Origin of the sequence: Pseudomonas sp. 21LCFQ02, assembly GCF_024129895.2 — a bacterium.
GTDB lineage: Bacteria > Pseudomonadota > Gammaproteobacteria > Pseudomonadales > Pseudomonadaceae > Aquipseudomonas.
This window is the reverse complement of sequence record NZ_CM178749.1, coordinates 2,995,035-3,011,230: the sequence shown is the minus strand read 5'-3', so window position 1 is coordinate 3,011,230 and position 16,196 is coordinate 2,995,035. Positions and strand designations below refer to the sequence as shown.

Sequence of the window (16,196 nt, the reverse complement as noted above, 5' to 3'; positions counted from 1 at the left end):
TATATAGCCTTTGCACTGAAGGGCACCTCCCCGGCCATAGCCTGTACTCGACACGCCTGTGGCCGTACAATGCCGAGTCATTTTCAGTCCCAAGCAACCGATAACGGCTAATCATGCGCACCAGTCAATTTTTGCTCGCCACACAGAAAGAAACCCCTTCCGATGCGGTCGTGGTCAGCCATCAGCTGCTGCTGCGTGCCGGCATGATTCGCAAACTGGCTTCGGGCCTCTACACCTGGCTGCCGATGGGCCTGCGCGTACTGCGCAAGGTCGAGGCGATCGTGCGTGAAGAAATGGACGCCGCCGGCGCCCTGGAAATCCTGATGCCTGGCATCCAGCCTGCCGAACTGTGGCAAGAGTCCGGTCGCTGGGAGCAGTACGGTCCCGAGCTGATGCGCCTGGTCGACCGCCATGCACGCGACTTCTGCCTGGGCCCAACCCACGAAGAAGTGATTACCGATCTGGCCCGCAACGAGCTCAACAGCTATAAGCAGCTGCCGATCAACATGTACCAGATCCAGACCAAATTCCGCGACGAGATTCGTCCGCGCTTCGGCCTGATGCGCGGCCGCGAGTTCGTCATGAAAGACGCCTACTCGTTCCACGCCGACCAGGCTTCGCTGCAGCAGACCTACGATCGCATGCATCAGGCCTACACCAATGTATTCACCCGCCTGGGCCTGAAATTCCGTCCGGTGGAAGCCGACAACGGCTCCATTGGCGGCGCAGGCTCCCACGAGTTCCATGTGCTGGCCGATTCCGGTGAAGACGACATCGTTTTCAGCAACGGCTCCGACTATGCGGCCAACATCGAAAAAGCCGAAGCACTGCCGCAAGAAAAGAGCCGCCCTGCGCCGACCGAAGAGCTGCGCCTGATCGACACCCCGAACGCCAAGACCATTGCGCAACTGGTCGAAGGCTTCAACCTGCCGATTGAAAAGACCGTCAAGACCCTGGTCGTGCGCGCAGCCGAAGAAGGCAAGCTGATCGCGCTGATCATCCGCGGCGACCACGAACTCAACGAAATCAAGGCCGCCAAGCTTGAACAGGTTGCCAGCCCATTGACCATGGCCACTGAAGCCGAACTGCGTGACGCCATCGGCGCCGGCGCCGGCTCGCTCGGCCCGCTGAACCTGCCACTGCCGTGCATCATCGATCGTTCGGTCGAGCTGATGAGCGACTTTGGCGTCGGCGCCAACATCGACGACAAGCACTACTTTGGCGTCAACTGGGAACGTGATCTGCCCGTACCTCAGGTTGCCGACCTGCGCAACGTGGTCAGCGGCGACCCAAGCCCCGACGGCAATGGTGTACTGGAAATCAAGCGCGGGATCGAAGTCGGCCATATCTTCCAGCTCGGCACCAAGTACAGCGAAGCCATGAAATGCCAGGTGCTGGGTGAGAATGGCAAGCCGATCGACCTGACCATGGGTTGCTACGGCATCGGTGTTTCTCGCGTGGTGGCGGCCGCCATCGAGCAGAACAACGACGAGAACGGCATTATCTGGAACGACACCCTGACCCCGTTCCATATCGCGCTGGTTCCCTTGCGCTATGAAACCGATGCCGTCCGCGAAGCCACTGATAAGCTGTATGCCGACCTGACTGCCGCAGGCTTCGAGGTTCTGCTCGACGACCGCGACAAGAAGACCAGCCCAGGCATCAAGTTCGCCGATATGGAACTGATCGGCATTCCGCACCGCATCGTGGTCAGCGACCGCAGCCTGGCCGAAGGCAACATCGAGTACAAGAGCCGGACCGAGTCGCAACCACAAGCACTGGCCCTGGCCGACGTGCTGTCGTTCATTCAGGCTCGCATCAAGCGCTGATTCAGCGGCGCACCCGCAACCTGCGGGTGCGCAGTTTCAGTTCTTGTGCGCCCAACCTACCCAGAGACCTCATGTTCAAGCGAAGCCCCCTGAGCCTCGGCAGCGCCGCCCTGTGTGGCACCCTGCTTGTCAGCGGTTGTGCCAATCAGCTGTCACAACGCAGCGAGCACGAAGAACGCGTCGAGCGCAAACTCCTCGAACACACCCTGCAAATCGACATCGGCGAGCCCAAGACCCTGGAACTGCCGCAGCGTCGCATCCGCATTCACGAACACAAGTCGTTTGAAGTCACCGAATATGAAGTGACCCGCCATTACGACCGCTACACACCCTATCAACCCTGGCGCGAAATCTACGAGATTCCGCTTGGCGCGGTTGCAGTAGTAGCCGGCGCAGGCGCCAACGTGGTGAATATTTTTGCCCTTGGCAACCTGCCCGACAGCGTCACCCACGACTGGATCAACTACGGCGTGGCGGGTCTGAACCCGTTCATGAATGCCCCGTCTCACGGGCGCGCCGAGCAAAACCTGGCCAGCATTGACGAAGTCCAGCAAGACAAACGCATCGAAAATTCGACACTGCCATGGAATGAACGCCCGGTCCTGATCAAGGCCGGCGCCACCACCCATGAGCTGAGCACAGACCGCAATGGCGTGCTGCGCCTGAACCTGCTCGACAGCCCGTTCGCCGAGCAGGACTTGCGTCAGGTCACCCGCCTGTACATCAGCGTGGAAGATGAGCAGGACAATGCCCGTGCCAGCGACAGCCTGCCTGTCAGCCGAAATCTGCGTGGCAAGCTGCTTGAAGCTCACGGCTTGATCTACGACGATCTGGAAGATGACGAAGTCAGCCAGTGGGTTCACAGGGTCAAGCGGCTGGCCGAACTGGGTCTGGACGAACAGGCCAGCGAACTCGAACAGAGCCTGCTGGAACTGACCCGCAATGACCAGGAACTGCAGAACGAACTGATCAAGTCACTGGCAAAAGATGCAGGTCGCCTGGTTGCACCGACTGCGGCAGAGGAATAAGCGCTAGAAAAGCTCAAGCTGCTCATGTGCGCCACGCAGATCCTGCAGGCGCACACCTATTCCGAGCAACCGGACCGGCCTGTCGCCCCGGGCAAATGCCTGACTCAGCAACTGCTGATAACTGGCCAGATCCCTTCCCGCCCCCGCCTGCTCCAGGGTGGTCTGGGCGAAATCATGAAACTTGACCTTCACGAACGGTTTGCCGGGCCGGTAATGGCTATCCAGGCGTGCCAAACGCTTCTCCAGCGACTCCATCAGCTCGGGCAGTTTTGCGACACAACTGGCCAGATCAGGCAAATCGGTGTCGTAGGTGTTTTCGACGCTGACCGACTGGCGCCGACTGTCATTCTGCACCGGCCGCTCGTCGATGCCCCGCGCCAGATTCCACAACCGCTCGCCAAAGCTGCCGAACTCACGAACCAGCGCCAGCTTCTGCCAGCCGGCCAGGTCCGCACAACTGGCAATCCCCAGACGCCCCAACTTGTCGGCGGTCACCTTGCCGACACCATGCAGCTTGCTGACCGGCAAACCAGTGACAAACTCCTCGACCAGCTCAGGGGTAATGACAAATATCCCGTTGGGCTTTTTCCAGTCACTGGCAATCTTGGCCAGGAACTTGTTGGGCGCTACCCCGGCCGAGACCGTGATATGCAATTGGCTGGAGACCCGACGGCGAATGTCCTGGGCAATGCGCGTCGCACTGCCGGCGAAGCGACTGGACCCGGAGACATCCAGATAGGCCTCATCCAGCGAGAGCGGCTCGATCAGGTCGGTATAGTCGCGAAAGATCGTATGAATTTCCCGGGATGCTTCTTTATAAGCATCCATACGCGGTTTGACGATGGTCAGATCCGGGCAAAGCTTTAACGCATGGTGGGAAGACATAGCTGAGCGCACACCGAAAGCTCGCGCCTCGTAATTACAAGTCGCAATCACCCCGCGCCGATCCGCAGAGCCTCCCACCGCCAACGGAATACCCGCAAGCTTCGGGTTGTCGCGCATCTCGATGGCTGCGTAAAAGCAGTCACAGTCGATATGGATGATCTTACGCTGCGCCATGTCCTGCGATCAGTGAACTTCAGATGGGCAGTATCGTATCACCCTGCGCAGCTGACACGCCTGAACACGGCAAGGCACTTAAAAAGTCGCCTGATCTGAGTCAACCGACTGACCAAACCCGCCGCCGGTCAGACAAACGACCACTAACTGATTGAAGAAAAAGCACTTTTTTGAATTATGCGCTTGACAGAAAATTATCATTCTGTAGACTCTCCATCCACAGGCGCGGGATGGAGCAGCCTGGTAGCTCGTCGGGCTCATAACCCGAAGGTCGTCGGTTCAAATCCGGCTCCCGCAACCAGATATACGAAAAGGCCACTTGAAAAAGTGGCCTTTTTTGTTGCTTTATTTTTAAAAGCAATACTGTTCGATCAGGCGCTTTATGCCCCCCCCCCGGTGGGAGCGACCCTGGTCGCGAAGAGGCCAGCAAAGTCACTGCATATGCTGTGATCTTACTGGCCTCTTCGCGAGCAGAGCTCGCTCCCACCCAGTCCGCAGCGTTTATCTGAACAGCATTGTCTTTCAAAGACATATCCCTACTTCTTCGACTATTATATTGACACACTCTTTTTTATCTGTAGAATGCGCAACCTCAGACGCGGGATGGAGCAGCCTGGTAGCTCGTCGGGCTCATAACCCGAAGGTCGTCGGTTCAAATCCGGCTCCCGCAACCAGATACACGAAAAAGGCCACTTGAAAAAGTGGCCTTTTTTTGTGCACCGTTTTTATCTGCGCCACTGCTTACAACCTGTTATTTTCACTTCACGCTTGACACAAACTTATTAATCCGTACAATGCCGCCTCACAGACGCGGGATGGAGCAGCCTGGTAGCTCGTCGGGCTCATAACCCGAAGGTCGTCGGTTCAAATCCGGCTCCCGCAACCAGATACACAGAAAAGGCCACTTGAAAAAGTGGCCTTTTTTGCGTCTGCACGAAAGCTTTTCCAGCCACCTGAAGCATTCACGCAAGTCGTTGATAAAAAACTCTTTAGCCTGACTGCCAGGAACCCCCTATTATCCTTCCCCGTAACCGGATGTGTCGGCAACACCAGTTTTTTGCTGCCCTGCCGACACCTTTATGACTAGTCTCAAAATGCAACGATCTCAACCGGCTATCAGTAATGGCACGCGCCCACTCATCGTCTTGCGATCATTGTGATAAAGAGCCAGTCTGAATCGCTGCTGAACAGTTGCGCCCTGCTCCATTGGCCAGTCGCTCGCCAGTCGCTGACGCGCTAACATCTCGACATACTTTTGCGTAGGGATCGGTAACTTGGTTGTAGACCTCAATCCTGTCGCGCGCACTCCAGGAAGTGAATGATGCGCGATCATCCGTCAGAGCCCCTCGAAGCCGTTACGGCGACCCAACCGATACAACCTGTGCGCCTGCAATGGCTGGAGCGCCTGAGCAAGTATCGCCAGCCCATAGGGCTGGCAGTCATGCTGGTGCTGTTTGGCATGGCTTTGATCGCCTGCCGGCACATGTTGATCGAAATGGATTTCTTTGCCCTGCGCGACGCACTGTACGCCGTCCCGCTCCCGGCGCTGGGCGGCGCTCTGCTGGCAGCGATCATCGGCTACGTGATTCTCATGGGCTATGAACTCTCAGCCAGCCGGTACGCGGGCGTCAACCTGCCAACCCGCACCCTCTTGCTGGGTGGTTTCACCTCATTCGCGATTGGCAACGCGGTTGGCCTGTCGATGCTGTCCGGCGGCTCGGTGCGTTACCGCCTGTATTCACGCCATGGTATCGGCGCCATCGAAATTGCCCGCATGACCGTGTTCGCCAGCCTGTCGCTGGGTTGCGCACTGCCGCCACTGGCCGCCATTGCGACACTGAGTAACCTGCCTGGCGCATCGCTGGCGTTGAAGCTGCCCGTCGACGTGCTGGCCAGTGTGGCCATCGCGGTACTGGCTGGCAGCCTGATCCTGGCTATCGCGGTCTATCGTCGGCGCCTGCCAGAACAAGACGTGCCCCACGTGCTGCTGGTGCGCGCCGGACGGCGCTCGCTACGTCTGCCAGACCTGCGCCTGACCCTGGCTCAACTGGTGATTACCGCACTGGACGTCGTTGCAGCAGCATTGGTGCTGTACCTGCTCCTGCCACAGTCACCGCCCTTGGGCGCGTTCATTCTGGTTTATCTGCTGGCCCTGGCGGCTGGCGTGCTCAGCCATGTACCAGGCGGCGTCGGAGTGTTCGAAGCCGTCCTGCTGGCGGCGTTCGCCAATGAACTGGGCGCCGCACCACTGGCCGCCGCCCTGCTGCTCTATCGCTTGATCTACGTGGTCCTGCCACTGCTGCTGGCGTGCCTGACGCTGCTGTTCACCGAAGCCAAGCGCCTGCTGTTTGCCCAACAGGCGCTGCGGGTTGCCTCCGGGCTGGGCGCACCGGTCCTGGCATTGCTGGTGTTTCTCTCTGGGGTCGTATTGCTATTCTCCGGTGCCACCCCAGAGATCGACACCCGCCTGGAAAATGTCGGGTTCATGATTCCGCATCGCCTGATCAATGCCTCTCACTTTGGTGCCAGCCTGATCGGCGTGCTCTGCCTGCTGTTGGCCCAAGGACTGCGGCGGCGCCTGTCAGCGGCGTGGATGCTCACCGTGATCCTGCTGGTGACAGGTGCAGTGCTGTCGATGCTCAAGGGCTTTGACTGGGAAGAAGCCAGTCTGCTGCTGCTGACCGCCGTGCTGTTGATCGCTTTCCGGCGCTCGTTCTACCGTCCCAGCCGCTTGCTGGAACTGCCGTTTTCTCCGCTGTATGTGATTGCCAGTACCTGCGTAGTAGGTGCGTCGATCTGGCTGCTGCTGTTTGCCTACCAGGACGTGCCTTATAGCCATCAATTGTGGTGGCAGTTCACCCTGGACGCCGACGCCCCGCGCGGCCTGCGCTCGGCGCTGGGCAGCGCGGTATTGCTGCTGGTGGTGTCCCTGACCTGGCTACTGCGCACCGCCCGCCCCGGCATCAAACTGCCTGACGCCCAGGAACTGGACAAAGCCGCCGCGATCCTCAAGGCCTCCAACCAGCCCGACGGCGGCCTGGCGCTGACCGGCGACAAAGCCATTCTGTTCCACCCGGACAACAACGCCTTCCTGATGTATTCGCATCGCGGGCGCAGCCTGGTGGCCTTGTATGACCCGATCGGCCCGGCCCAGCAGCGCGCCGAAATGATCTGGCAGTTCCGCGACCTGTGCGACGTACACCACGCAAGGCCAGTGTTCTATCAGGTTCGCGCCGAAAACCTGCCCTACTACATGGATATTGGCCTGACCGCGATCAAGCTCGGTGAAGAAGCACGGGTTGATTTGCGGCGCTTTGACATCGACGCCAAGGGCAAGGAGATGAAAGACCTGCGTTATACCTGGAACCGCGGCAGCCGTGACGGCCTGACCCTGGAGATCCACGAACGCGGGCAGGCTCCGCTGGACGAGCTCAAAGTGATTTCCGATGCCTGGCTCAGCGGCAAGAATGTGCGCGAAAAAGGCTTCTCGCTCGGACGCTTCACCCCCGAGTACCTGCAGTATTTCCGCATCGCCATCATCCGCTTTCAAGGCAAGCCGGTGGCCTTCGCCAACTTGCTGGAGACTTCCAGCCTGGAGCTGTCCAGCCTTGATCTGATGCGCGCCCACCCCGACGCACCGAAGTCCACCATGGAGTTCATGATGATCGGCCTGATCCAGCACTATAAAGCCGAAGGCTATGCCCGCTTCAGCCTGGGCATGGTGCCATTGTCGGGCCTGCAACCAAGGCGCGGCGCGCCGCTGACTCAACGCCTGGGTTCGATGGTGTTTCGTCGTGGCGAACAGCTGTACAACTTCCAGGGGCTACGCCGCTTCAAGGACAAATTCCAGCCTGACTGGGAACCGCGCTACATGGCCGTACCGGCCGGACTCGATCCGCTGGTGGCCCTGGCAGACACCGCCGCCCTGATTGCAGGCGGCCTGACTGGATTGGTGAAACGCTGATGATTCGACGTGTATTACGCTATGTACTGATAATACTGGCGCTGGTTCTGCTTGCCGCATTGGGTACATGGTTCTGGCACCGCCCCGCTACACCGGCCACCGTCGAGCACGCCTCTCTTGAGGATGGCTCGGCTATCACCCTGGTAACCCCGGCCAGCCGGGTCAAGGCCCGCATTGCTCTGGCAGTCAACAGCAAAGACAAACTCAGCGACAAGCAACTGCAGGCACTGGGCACTGACGCCGCCGCCAGCATCATTCAGGTAGAACTGCCTGCCGATGACTGTGTGCTGCAAAGCCAGGTGTTCAGTAACGCTTTGCAGAAACTGGACGGCCCGGCCACCGTCGTCGGGGGCATCGGCCACGGTGCCACCCTGGCCTGGCGCTGGCTGGCTGCCCAGACCGACGACAAGGCCCAGGCAATTTCGGTGGGCTTTGCCCTGCAGCATGTCTCCAATCCGCCACCGGAACTTGAAGAAGGCGACATCCCGCCGCAGATCTGCGACGAGCCACTGCCGCAAAAAGCCCCGCATGGCAAATGGCTGGCAGCCTTCAACGACGCCCCGGATGACCCGAGTGCGGCGTTTGTACGCGACCAGCCCAATGCCGAGACCAGCATCAGCGATTACGACATCCCCCTGAGCCAGGTGCTCAATACCGAGCTGCGTCATGCCCTGCTTGGTGAAAATGACGCCGGCGGCCTGGGCGTGCCCACCGTTGAGGTACCAGCCAGCCAGAGCAGCGATACCGTGACCCTGTTCCTGTCCGGTGACGGCGGCTGGCGCGATCTGGACAAGGTTATCGCTGGTGATATGGCCAAGGTCGGTTACCCGGTGGTGGGCATCGATGTGCTGCGCTACTTCTGGGAGCGCAAGTCACCGGAACAGATCGCCACAGACCTGACCGAACTGATGAATCACTACCGGCAGAAATGGGGCGCCAAGCGCTTTATCCTGGCGGGCTATTCATTTGGCGCCGACGTGTTGCCAGCGGCGTATAACCGCATGGCACCGGAAGATCAGGAGCGCGTCGATGGCATGATCCTGCTGGCCCTGGCGCGCAGTGGCAACTTCGAGATTCACGTCGATGGCTGGCTGGGTAATGCCGGCACCGAGGCCAGGACCGGACCGGAGGTTGCCAAATTGCCGGCAGCCAAAGTGCTGTGTGTCTACGGTGCCGAGGAGAAGAAGGACAGCGGCTGCACCGATACCAGCATCGTCGGCGAGGTGCTGGAACTGCCGGGCGGGCATCACTTTGATGAGAACTATCCGGCACTGGCCAAGCGACTGATGCGCAAAATCGATCAGTGGCAAGGCAAGGTGCCTGCGAACGCTCAATAAGCCGCCAGCTTGGTAAAAAAAGCCCCGCCACCTTCCGGTCGCGGGGCTTTTTTGCGGTCTAGATTTCGACCTGGGTCCCGAGTTCGATCACCCGGTTGTATGGCAACTTGAAGAACCGCAGGTTGCCGTTGGCATTCTTGAGCATGAAGGCGAACAGCGCTTCGCGCCAACGGGCCATGCCGACAATTTTCGAGGGGATCACGGTCTCCCGACTCAGGAAATAGGTGGTGCGCATCGGGCTGAAGTCCAGATCCTCAAGATGACACAGAGCCAGGGCCTGAGGCACGTCCGGTTCGTCAATGAAGCCAAAGTGCAGGATCACCCGATAGAAACCCTCACCATAAGCTTCAACTTCGAAACGCTCACTGGCCGGTACTCGCGGACGATCTTCATAGACGACTGTCAGTAACACCACCTGTTCGTGCAGCACCTGGTTGTGCAGCATGTTATGCAGCAACGCATGCGGCACAGCATCAGAGCGCGCGGTCAGGAATACCGCCGTACCCTGTACCCGGTGTGGCGGTTGCACACGAATACTGCCGATAAAGATCGGCAGCGGCAGACCCGCCTCGTCAATGCGCTCGGACAACAACTGCCGGCCGCGCTTCCAGGTGGTCATCAGGATGAACAGTACCGCACCGGCCAGCACCGGGAAGGCGCCGCCCTGGACGATCTTCGGCACGTTGGCAGCAAAAAACAGACCGTCGACCAGCAACAGGCCGACGAGTAGCGGCACCGCCAACAGCGGCGGCCACTTCCACAGCAGCAGCATCACTGCCGCCACCAGGAACGTGGTGCACAGCATGGTTCCGGTCACCGCCACACCGTAGGCCGAGGCCAGCGCGCCGGACGACTCAAACCCCAACACCAGCAGGATCACGCCGACCATCAGCGCCCAGTTCACCGCACCGATGTAGATCTGCCCTTGGGCGTCACTGGAGGTGTGTTGAATGAACATGCGCGGGATGTACCCGAGCTGAATGGCCTGCAGGGTCATGGAGAAGGCCCCGGAAATCACCGCTTGGGAAGCAATGATGGTCGCCAGGGTCGAGAGCGCGATCAGCGGCAACAGCGCCCAGCCCGGTGCCAGCAGATAGAAGGGGTTGCGCACTGCTTCAGGGTGTTCCAGCACCAATGCGCCTTGACCGAAATAGTTAAGCAGCAGCGCCGGCAGCACCAGGATGAACCAGGCCCGGGAAATCGGCTTGCGGCCAAAGTGGCCCATGTCGGCATACAACGCCTCGGCACCGGTCAGCGCCAGCACCACAGCGCCCAGAATCGCCACGCCGATGCCAGGATGGACGATAAAGAACCGCACCGCCCAGACCGGGTTAACCGCCTTGAGCACCTCGGGCGTATGCACGATGCCATAGATGCCCAGTGCCGCCAGCACCAGAAACCAGGTCACCATCACCGGCCCGAACAGCACCCCGATTCGCGCCGTACCGTGTTTCTGGATCAGGAACAGCCCCACCAGCACCACCAGCGCCATGGGCACGATCCAGCGCTCCAGCCCCTCGAAGGCCAGTTCCAGCCCCTCCATGGCCGACAGCACCGACACCGCCGGGGTGATCATGCTGTCGCCATAGAACAGCGCTGCACCGAACAGGCCAAAGGCAATCATCACCATCTGCAAGCGCGGGTACTGCGTCGTAGCCCGCCGCGCCAGCGCGGTCAGGGCCATGATCCCGCCCTCACCCTGGTTATCGGCACGCAGCACAAACACCATGTACTTGAACGACACGACCCAGATCAGCGACCAGAAGATCAACGACAAGACGCCGAGAATCGCATCATGGGTGACTTCCACCCCATACCCCCCCTGAAACACTTCCTTGAGCGTGTACAACGGACTGGTACCGATATCCCCGTACACCACCCCGACCGCCGCGACCAGCAGACTCAAGGGCTTGGCGGCACTTCCTGTTCCGGCCTGACTACTTGCATGACTCATCGAACACTCCCGAAGCCGGAACCTGAGATCCAAAACAGAATTAACAACAGGAAACAATTGAGTTTGCACGGTTTATTGACATTCGCCGTGCGCAACGGCGCGAAGCATAGCGCAGCACTCGTCTTATTTCTCTTCTAACCACTGGTCATGACGCCGCGTGATCGCTAGAATTGCGCACTTTTTGACCAGAGGCGCACCCAGCGCCCAGTCGGTGCCCGCGCTGTGCGACGAGGCCCACCATTACACCGAGGTTTGCCATGTCCACCACTAATACCCCCGCATCCGCTCCCAAAGTCGGATTCGTAAGTCTCGGCTGCCCAAAGGCGCTTGTAGACTCCGAACGCATCCTGACCCAATTGCGCATGGAAGGTTACGAAGTCGTGCCGACCTATCAGGATGCCGATGTGGTGGTGGTCAACACCTGTGGCTTCATCGACTCGGCCAAGGCTGAGTCGCTGGAAGTGATCGGCGAGGCGATTGCCGAGAATGGCAAGGTGATCGTGACCGGCTGCATGGGCGTCGACGAGAACGTGATCCGCAATGTGCACCCGAGCGTGCTGTCGGTCACCGGTCCCCAGCAGTACGAGCAAGTGGTTACCGCCGTTCACGAGGTGGTGCCGCCCAATCACGAGCACAACCCGCTGATCGACCTGGTGCCACCGCAAGGCATCAAGCTCACCCCGCGCCACTATGCGTACCTGAAGATTTCCGAAGGCTGCAACCACAGCTGCAGCTTCTGCATAATCCCGTCGATGCGCGGCAAGCTGGTCAGCCGCCCGGTGGGTGATGTACTGGACGAAGCGCAGCGTTTGGTCAAGGCGGGCGTCAAGGAACTGCTGGTCATCTCTCAGGACACCAGCGCTTATGGCGTGGACGTCAAGTATCGTACCGGCTTCTGGAACGGCCAGCCGGTCAAGACTCGCATGACCGAACTGTGCCAGGCCCTGAGCACTCTGGGCGTATGGGTTCGCCTGCACTATGTTTACCCATACCCGCACGTCGATGAGCTGATCCCGCTGATGGCCGCCGGCAAGATCCTGCCGTACCTGGATATCCCGTTCCAGCACGCCAGCCCGAAAGTACTCAAGTTGATGAAGCGCCCGGCCTTTGAAGACAAGACCCTGGCGCGGATCAAGAACTGGCGCGAACAGTGTCCGGAGCTGATCATCCGCTCGACCTTTATTGTCGGCTTCCCGGGCGAGACCGAGGAGGACTTCCAGTACCTGCTCGACTGGCTGACCGAAGCCCAGCTCGACCGCGTCGGCTGCTTCCAGTACTCGCCGGTAGAAGGCGCACCGGCCAATGACCTGGACGTGCCTGAAGTCCCCGATGACGTCAAACAGGAACGCTGGGATCGCTTCATGGCTCACCAGCAGGCAATCAGCGCGGCACGCCTGCAGATGAAGATTGGCAAGGAAATCGAAGTATTGATCGACGAAGTCGACGAGCGCGGCGCAGTCGGCCGCTGCTTCTTCGATGCCCCGGAAATCGACGGCAACGTCTACATTGGTCTGGAAGACGACAGCCCGGTCAAACCTGGCGACAAGATCATCTGCCGGGTCACTGACGCAGACGAATACGACCTGTGGGCTGAAGTGCTGTAAGCCGCCTGGCGTGCTTTCGAGCCCTGCCATTGGCAGGGCTTTTCATTTTCGGCAACTGGTTGAAGGATTGCGAGATGGATTTCTACATCCCCGAGAAAAACGACTATCCGCGCCTGCTCGATGTCTGGGAAGGCTCGGTGCGTGCCACTCACCTGTTTCTGCCCGAACACTACATCATCCGGCTCAGGAAGCTGCTGTTCGAACAGTACCTCGATTCGGTAAGCCTGTTTTGTACCCGTGACGGCGAGTTGATCAACGGGTTTGCCGGCGTCAGCGGCGGCAAGCTGCAAATGCTGTTCATCGCGGCCGACTATCGCGGCCAGGGTCTGGGGCGACAACTGCTGGCCCACGCTATCGAACACTTCGGTATCCGTGAACTGGACGTCAACGAACAGAATCCCAAGGCCTTGGGGTTCTACCAGAAACAAGGCTTCAAGATCAGCGGCCGTACAGCCGTCGATGGCCTCGGCCAGCCCTACCCCATGTTGCGCATGACACTGGCACGCCGCGGCTGATATCCGTACGTTCAGGCGCGCCAGCCAGCGTACAATGGCGCCATTCACCTCTTTCAACGGTTACCAGCAATGTCAGACCCTATACGCCTCTCCAAACGCCTTATTGAGCTGACCGGCTGTTCGCGCCGGGAGGCCGAGCTTTACATCGAAGGCGGCTGGGTGACTGTCGACGGCGAGGTGATCGAAGAGCCGCAATTGAAGGTCACCGCCCAGCAGAAGGTCGAACTGAACGCCGATGCCAAGGCCACCGCCCCGGATCCCGTGACCCTGATCCTGCACAAACCGGCAGGCATGAGCCTTGACGCTGCGCTGCAGTCGATCACACCCGGCACCTTGTGCAATGAACTGAGCTTCGGTAAACGCGTGCTCAAAGGGCACTTTCTGCGCCAGAAGGCCATTTCCACCCTGCAGGACAACGCCAGCGGCCTGGTGGTGTTCAGCCAGGACTGGAAAACCCTGCGCAAGCTGACCGACGATCGCAGCAAGATCGAGCAGGAGTATGTCGTGCAAGTCAGCGGCGAGATGGTCGCCCACGGACTCAATCGCCTGAACCATGGTGTCACCTGGAAAGGCAAGGAACTGCCTGCCGTCAAGGCCAGCTGGCAAAGCGAAAACCGCCTGCGCCTGGCCATGAAAAACCCGCAACCGGATCTCGTCGCGCAACTGTGCGCGGCAGTCGGCGTGCAGATTGTCAGCTTACGCCGGCTGCGCATTGGCACCGTGTCAATGGGCAAGCTGCCTGAAGGACAATGGCGCTACCTGAGTAGCCGGGAAAAATTCTGAAATCGCTTCACTGGACCTTTCACCATGCTTAACAACGATATCCTGCGCAGCGTGCGCTACATCCTGGCGGCCGGCGACAACAAGATCGCCGAGATTCTGAAACTGGCCGACCAGACCGTAACCCGCGCCGAAGTGGCCGGCTGGATCAAGCGCGAAGAGGAAGAAGGCTTTGTCCGCTGCCCGGACACGGTCATGGCGCACTTTCTCGATGGCCTGGTCTATTACAAACGCGGCAAGGACCAAAGCCGTCTGGCGCCGCCCATCGAGCTGCCGGTCACCAATAATCTGGTGCTGAAAAAACTGCGCGTGGCGTTCGAACTCAAGGAAGAAGACCTGCACGCGATTCTCGATGCCACCGGCTTCCCGGTCTCCAAGCCGGAACTCAGCGCGTTGTTTCGCAAGGTCGGCCACAACAACTATCGCGAGTGCGGTGATCAGTTGCTGCGCAACTTCCTCAAAGGTCTCGCCCAGCGCCTGCGCCCTGCTCAGCCATGAGTTATCAGGTTTCACCGGTCGGTATCGTCCGCTCCTGTTTCAAGGAGAAGTTCGCCATCCCCCGTCAGCCACAATTGGCGCCGGCGGCGCGGGGGGTTCTGGAGCTGCTACCGCCCTTCGATCAGGGCGATGCCGTGCAGGGGCTGGAGCAGATCAGCCATGTCTGGCTGCTGTTCGTCTTCCATCAGGCGCTGGAACAAACGCCGCGGCTGAAGGTTAGGCCACCACGCCTGGGCGGCAACCAGAGCATGGGGGTGTTCGCCACCCGGGCGACCCACCGGCCCAACGGCATCGGTCAGTCGGTGGTGCGCCTGGACAAGGTCGAACCCGGCCGCCTGTGGCTGTCGGGCATTGACCTGCTCGACGGTACGCCGGTGCTGGATATCAAACCCTATGTGCCTTACGCCGACAGCATCCCCGACGCTCACAATGGCATGGCCAGCGCCGCGCCCTCGTTGATTGCGGTGCTATGGCAGGACGATGCCTTGCAACAGGCCCATGAGCACGCTCAACGGCTGGCAGAGCCGCTGGTGGAATTGATCGAACAATGCCTGGCGCAGGATCCGAAGCCGGCCTATCAGACCCCGTCCCCAGAACGCCGCTACGGCGCACAGTTCTGGGATCTGGATGTACGTTGGCACTACCCGCAGGCCGGGGTCATTCGGGTGCTTGAGGTTGTGCTTTCAGCCTGACGAACAGGCACAAAAAAAACCGCCGGTTCTGACGAAACGGCGGTTTTTTATTACGCAGGGCTTACTTCTCGACGAAAGCACGCTCGATCAGGTAGTCGCCCGGCTCGCGCATGCGCGGCGAAACTTTCAGGCCGAAGCTGTCGAGCACTTCGCTGGTTTCATCCAGCATGCTCGGGCTGCCGCACAGCATGGCACGGTCGTCCTGTGGATTGATCGGCGGCAGGCCGATGTCTTCGAACAGTTTGCCACTGCGCATCAGGTCGGTCAGACGGCCCTGATTATGATAAGGCTCGCGGGTCACGGTCGGGTAGTAGATCAGTTTTTCACGCACCGCCTCACCGAAGAACTCGTTCTGTGGCAGGATTTCGGTGATGAACTCGTGGTAAGCCACTTCGCTGACCCAACGCACGCCATGCACCAGAATGACCTTGTCGAAGCGCTCGTAGGTTTCCGGATCCTGGATGACGCTCATGAATGGCGCCAGGCCAGTGCCGGTGCTCAGCAGGTACAGATGCTTGCCCGGCAGCAGGTCGTCGAGGACCAGGGTACCGGTAGGCTTTTTGCTGATCAGGATCTCGTCGCCTTCCTTGAGGTGCTGCAGCTGCGATGTCAGCGGGCCGTCCGGCACCTTGATGCTGAAAAATTCCAGATGCTCTTCCCAGTTCGGGCTGGCGACAGAGTAGGCACGCATCAGCGGACGCCCGGTGGGCTGCTGCAGACCGATCATGACGAATTGACCGTTCTCGAAACGCAGACCTGGGTCCCGGGTGCACTTGAAGCTGAAGAGGGTGTCGTTCCAATGATGAACACTGAGGACACGCTCGTGATACATGTTACTCATGTACGGGAAAACTCCTGAAAAAAATCATCCACGCCAGCACAGGCACTATTGCGCGCCATTCTAGTGGCAGACACAATATCTGTTAACTGGATTAT

12 protein-coding genes and 3 tRNA genes are annotated in these 16,196 nt (G+C 59.8%); 12 read left to right on the top strand and 3 right to left on the bottom strand.

Going from position 1 to position 16,196, the window contains the following annotated elements:
- Positions 1-113 precede the first annotated feature (113 nt).
- Positions 114-1,829 (top strand): proline--tRNA ligase, encoded by a 1,716-nt coding sequence (locus tag NJC40_RS13400; protein ID WP_045488936.1) that lies wholly within the window; start codon positions 114-116, stop codon positions 1,827-1,829.
- Positions 1,830-1,900: 71 nt separating this feature from the next.
- Positions 1,901-2,857 (top strand): YceB family lipoprotein, encoded by a 957-nt coding sequence (locus tag NJC40_RS13395; protein ID WP_253138865.1) that lies wholly within the window; start codon positions 1,901-1,903, stop codon positions 2,855-2,857.
- 3 nt (positions 2,858-2,860) lie between these two features.
- Here the strand turns inward: NJC40_RS13395 and dinB are convergent, their stop codons facing one another.
- On the bottom strand, positions 2,861-3,916 hold the full coding sequence (gene dinB, locus NJC40_RS13390; protein WP_253138868.1) for a DNA polymerase IV: 1,056 nt from the start codon (positions 3,914-3,916) through the stop codon (positions 2,861-2,863).
- A gap of 224 nt (positions 3,917-4,140) precedes the next feature.
- Here dinB and NJC40_RS13385 point away from each other — a divergent pair.
- The 5 genes from NJC40_RS13385 to NJC40_RS13365 all read left to right on the top strand — a co-directional run bounded on the left by NJC40_RS13385 (position 4,141) and on the right by NJC40_RS13365 (position 9,217).
- Positions 4,141-4,217, top strand: a tRNA-Met gene (locus NJC40_RS13385).
- A 296-nt stretch (positions 4,218-4,513) separates the two neighbouring features.
- A tRNA-Met gene (locus NJC40_RS13380) sits at positions 4,514-4,590 on the top strand.
- A 135-nt stretch (positions 4,591-4,725) separates the two neighbouring features.
- Positions 4,726-4,802, top strand: a tRNA-Met gene (locus NJC40_RS13375).
- A gap of 435 nt (positions 4,803-5,237) precedes the next feature.
- The gene (gene mprF, locus NJC40_RS13370) at positions 5,238-7,880 is read left to right on the top strand and encodes a bifunctional lysylphosphatidylglycerol flippase/synthetase MprF (RefSeq protein WP_253138871.1); all 2,643 of its coding nucleotides are present in this window, start codon (positions 5,238-5,240) and stop codon (positions 7,878-7,880) included.
- Positions 7,880-9,217 carry a virulence factor family protein gene (locus NJC40_RS13365; protein WP_045488925.1) on the top strand — a complete coding sequence of 446 codons (1,338 nt, stop codon included), beginning with the start codon at positions 7,880-7,882 and terminating at the stop codon, positions 9,215-9,217. The genes mprF and NJC40_RS13365 overlap by 1 nt, the downstream gene beginning before the upstream one ends.
- Before the next feature lie 58 nt (positions 9,218-9,275).
- Here NJC40_RS13365 and NJC40_RS13360 read toward each other — a convergent pair whose 3' ends face one another.
- Complete coding sequence (locus NJC40_RS13360; protein WP_045488922.1) at positions 9,276-11,171, bottom strand: potassium transporter Kup; 1,896 nt, start codon at positions 11,169-11,171, stop codon at positions 9,276-9,278.
- A gap of 257 nt (positions 11,172-11,428) precedes the next feature.
- Between NJC40_RS13360 and rimO the strand changes: the two genes are divergently transcribed.
- From rimO to tsaA, 5 genes are all read left to right on the top strand, one after another.
- Positions 11,429-12,775 carry a 30S ribosomal protein S12 methylthiotransferase RimO gene (gene rimO, locus NJC40_RS13355; RefSeq protein WP_253138874.1) on the top strand — a complete coding sequence of 449 codons (1,347 nt, stop codon included), beginning with the start codon at positions 11,429-11,431 and terminating at the stop codon, positions 12,773-12,775.
- A gap of 74 nt (positions 12,776-12,849) precedes the next feature.
- Entirely contained in the window at positions 12,850-13,290 is a 441-nt protein-coding gene (locus NJC40_RS13350) for a GNAT family N-acetyltransferase (RefSeq protein WP_045488803.1), read from the top strand.
- A 69-nt stretch (positions 13,291-13,359) separates the two neighbouring features.
- Positions 13,360-14,073, top strand: a complete 714-nt coding sequence (locus NJC40_RS13345) for an rRNA pseudouridine synthase (RefSeq protein WP_253138876.1) — start codon at positions 13,360-13,362, stop codon at positions 14,071-14,073.
- A 24-nt stretch (positions 14,074-14,097) separates the two neighbouring features.
- Positions 14,098-14,568 (top strand): YehS family protein, encoded by a 471-nt coding sequence (locus NJC40_RS13340; protein WP_253138879.1) that lies wholly within the window; start codon positions 14,098-14,100, stop codon positions 14,566-14,568.
- Positions 14,565-15,260 (top strand): tRNA (N6-threonylcarbamoyladenosine(37)-N6)-methyltransferase TrmO, encoded by a 696-nt coding sequence (gene tsaA, locus NJC40_RS13335; RefSeq protein ID WP_045488794.1) that lies wholly within the window; start codon positions 14,565-14,567, stop codon positions 15,258-15,260. Before NJC40_RS13340 ends, tsaA begins: the two co-directional genes overlap by 4 nt.
- 61 nt (positions 15,261-15,321) lie before the next feature.
- Here the strand turns inward: tsaA and fpr are convergent, their stop codons facing one another.
- Entirely contained in the window at positions 15,322-16,101 is a 780-nt protein-coding gene (gene fpr, locus NJC40_RS13330) for a ferredoxin-NADP reductase (RefSeq protein ID WP_045488791.1), read from the bottom strand.
- Positions 16,102-16,196: the final 95 nt, after the last annotated feature.

Excerpts from the sequence above, each read along its gene's own strand:
- NJC40_RS13350 (WP_045488803.1), top strand. The coding sequence starts at position 12,850 with ATGGATTTCTACATCCCCGAGAAAAACGACTATCCGCGCCTGCTCGAT.
- NJC40_RS13360 (WP_045488922.1), bottom strand. The coding sequence starts at position 11,171 with ATGAGTCATGCAAGTAGTCAGGCCGGAACAGGAAGTGCCGCCAAGCCC.
- fpr (WP_045488791.1), bottom strand. The coding sequence starts at position 16,101 with ATGAGTAACATGTATCACGAGCGTGTCCTCAGTGTTCATCATTGGAAC.
- NJC40_RS13345 (WP_253138876.1), top strand. The coding sequence starts at position 13,360 with ATGTCAGACCCTATACGCCTCTCCAAACGCCTTATTGAGCTGACCGGC.
- NJC40_RS13400 (WP_045488936.1), top strand. The coding sequence starts at position 114 with ATGCGCACCAGTCAATTTTTGCTCGCCACACAGAAAGAAACCCCTTCC.
- NJC40_RS13340 (WP_253138879.1), top strand. The coding sequence starts at position 14,098 with ATGCTTAACAACGATATCCTGCGCAGCGTGCGCTACATCCTGGCGGCC.
- rimO (WP_253138874.1), top strand. The coding sequence starts at position 11,429 with ATGTCCACCACTAATACCCCCGCATCCGCTCCCAAAGTCGGATTCGTA.
- NJC40_RS13365 (WP_045488925.1), top strand. The coding sequence starts at position 7,880 with ATGATTCGACGTGTATTACGCTATGTACTGATAATACTGGCGCTGGTT.
- mprF (WP_253138871.1), top strand. The coding sequence starts at position 5,238 with ATGCGCGATCATCCGTCAGAGCCCCTCGAAGCCGTTACGGCGACCCAA.
- dinB (WP_253138868.1), bottom strand. The coding sequence starts at position 3,916 with ATGGCGCAGCGTAAGATCATCCATATCGACTGTGACTGCTTTTACGCA.
- NJC40_RS13395 (WP_253138865.1), top strand. The coding sequence starts at position 1,901 with ATGTTCAAGCGAAGCCCCCTGAGCCTCGGCAGCGCCGCCCTGTGTGGC.
- tsaA (WP_045488794.1), top strand. The coding sequence starts at position 14,565 with ATGAGTTATCAGGTTTCACCGGTCGGTATCGTCCGCTCCTGTTTCAAG.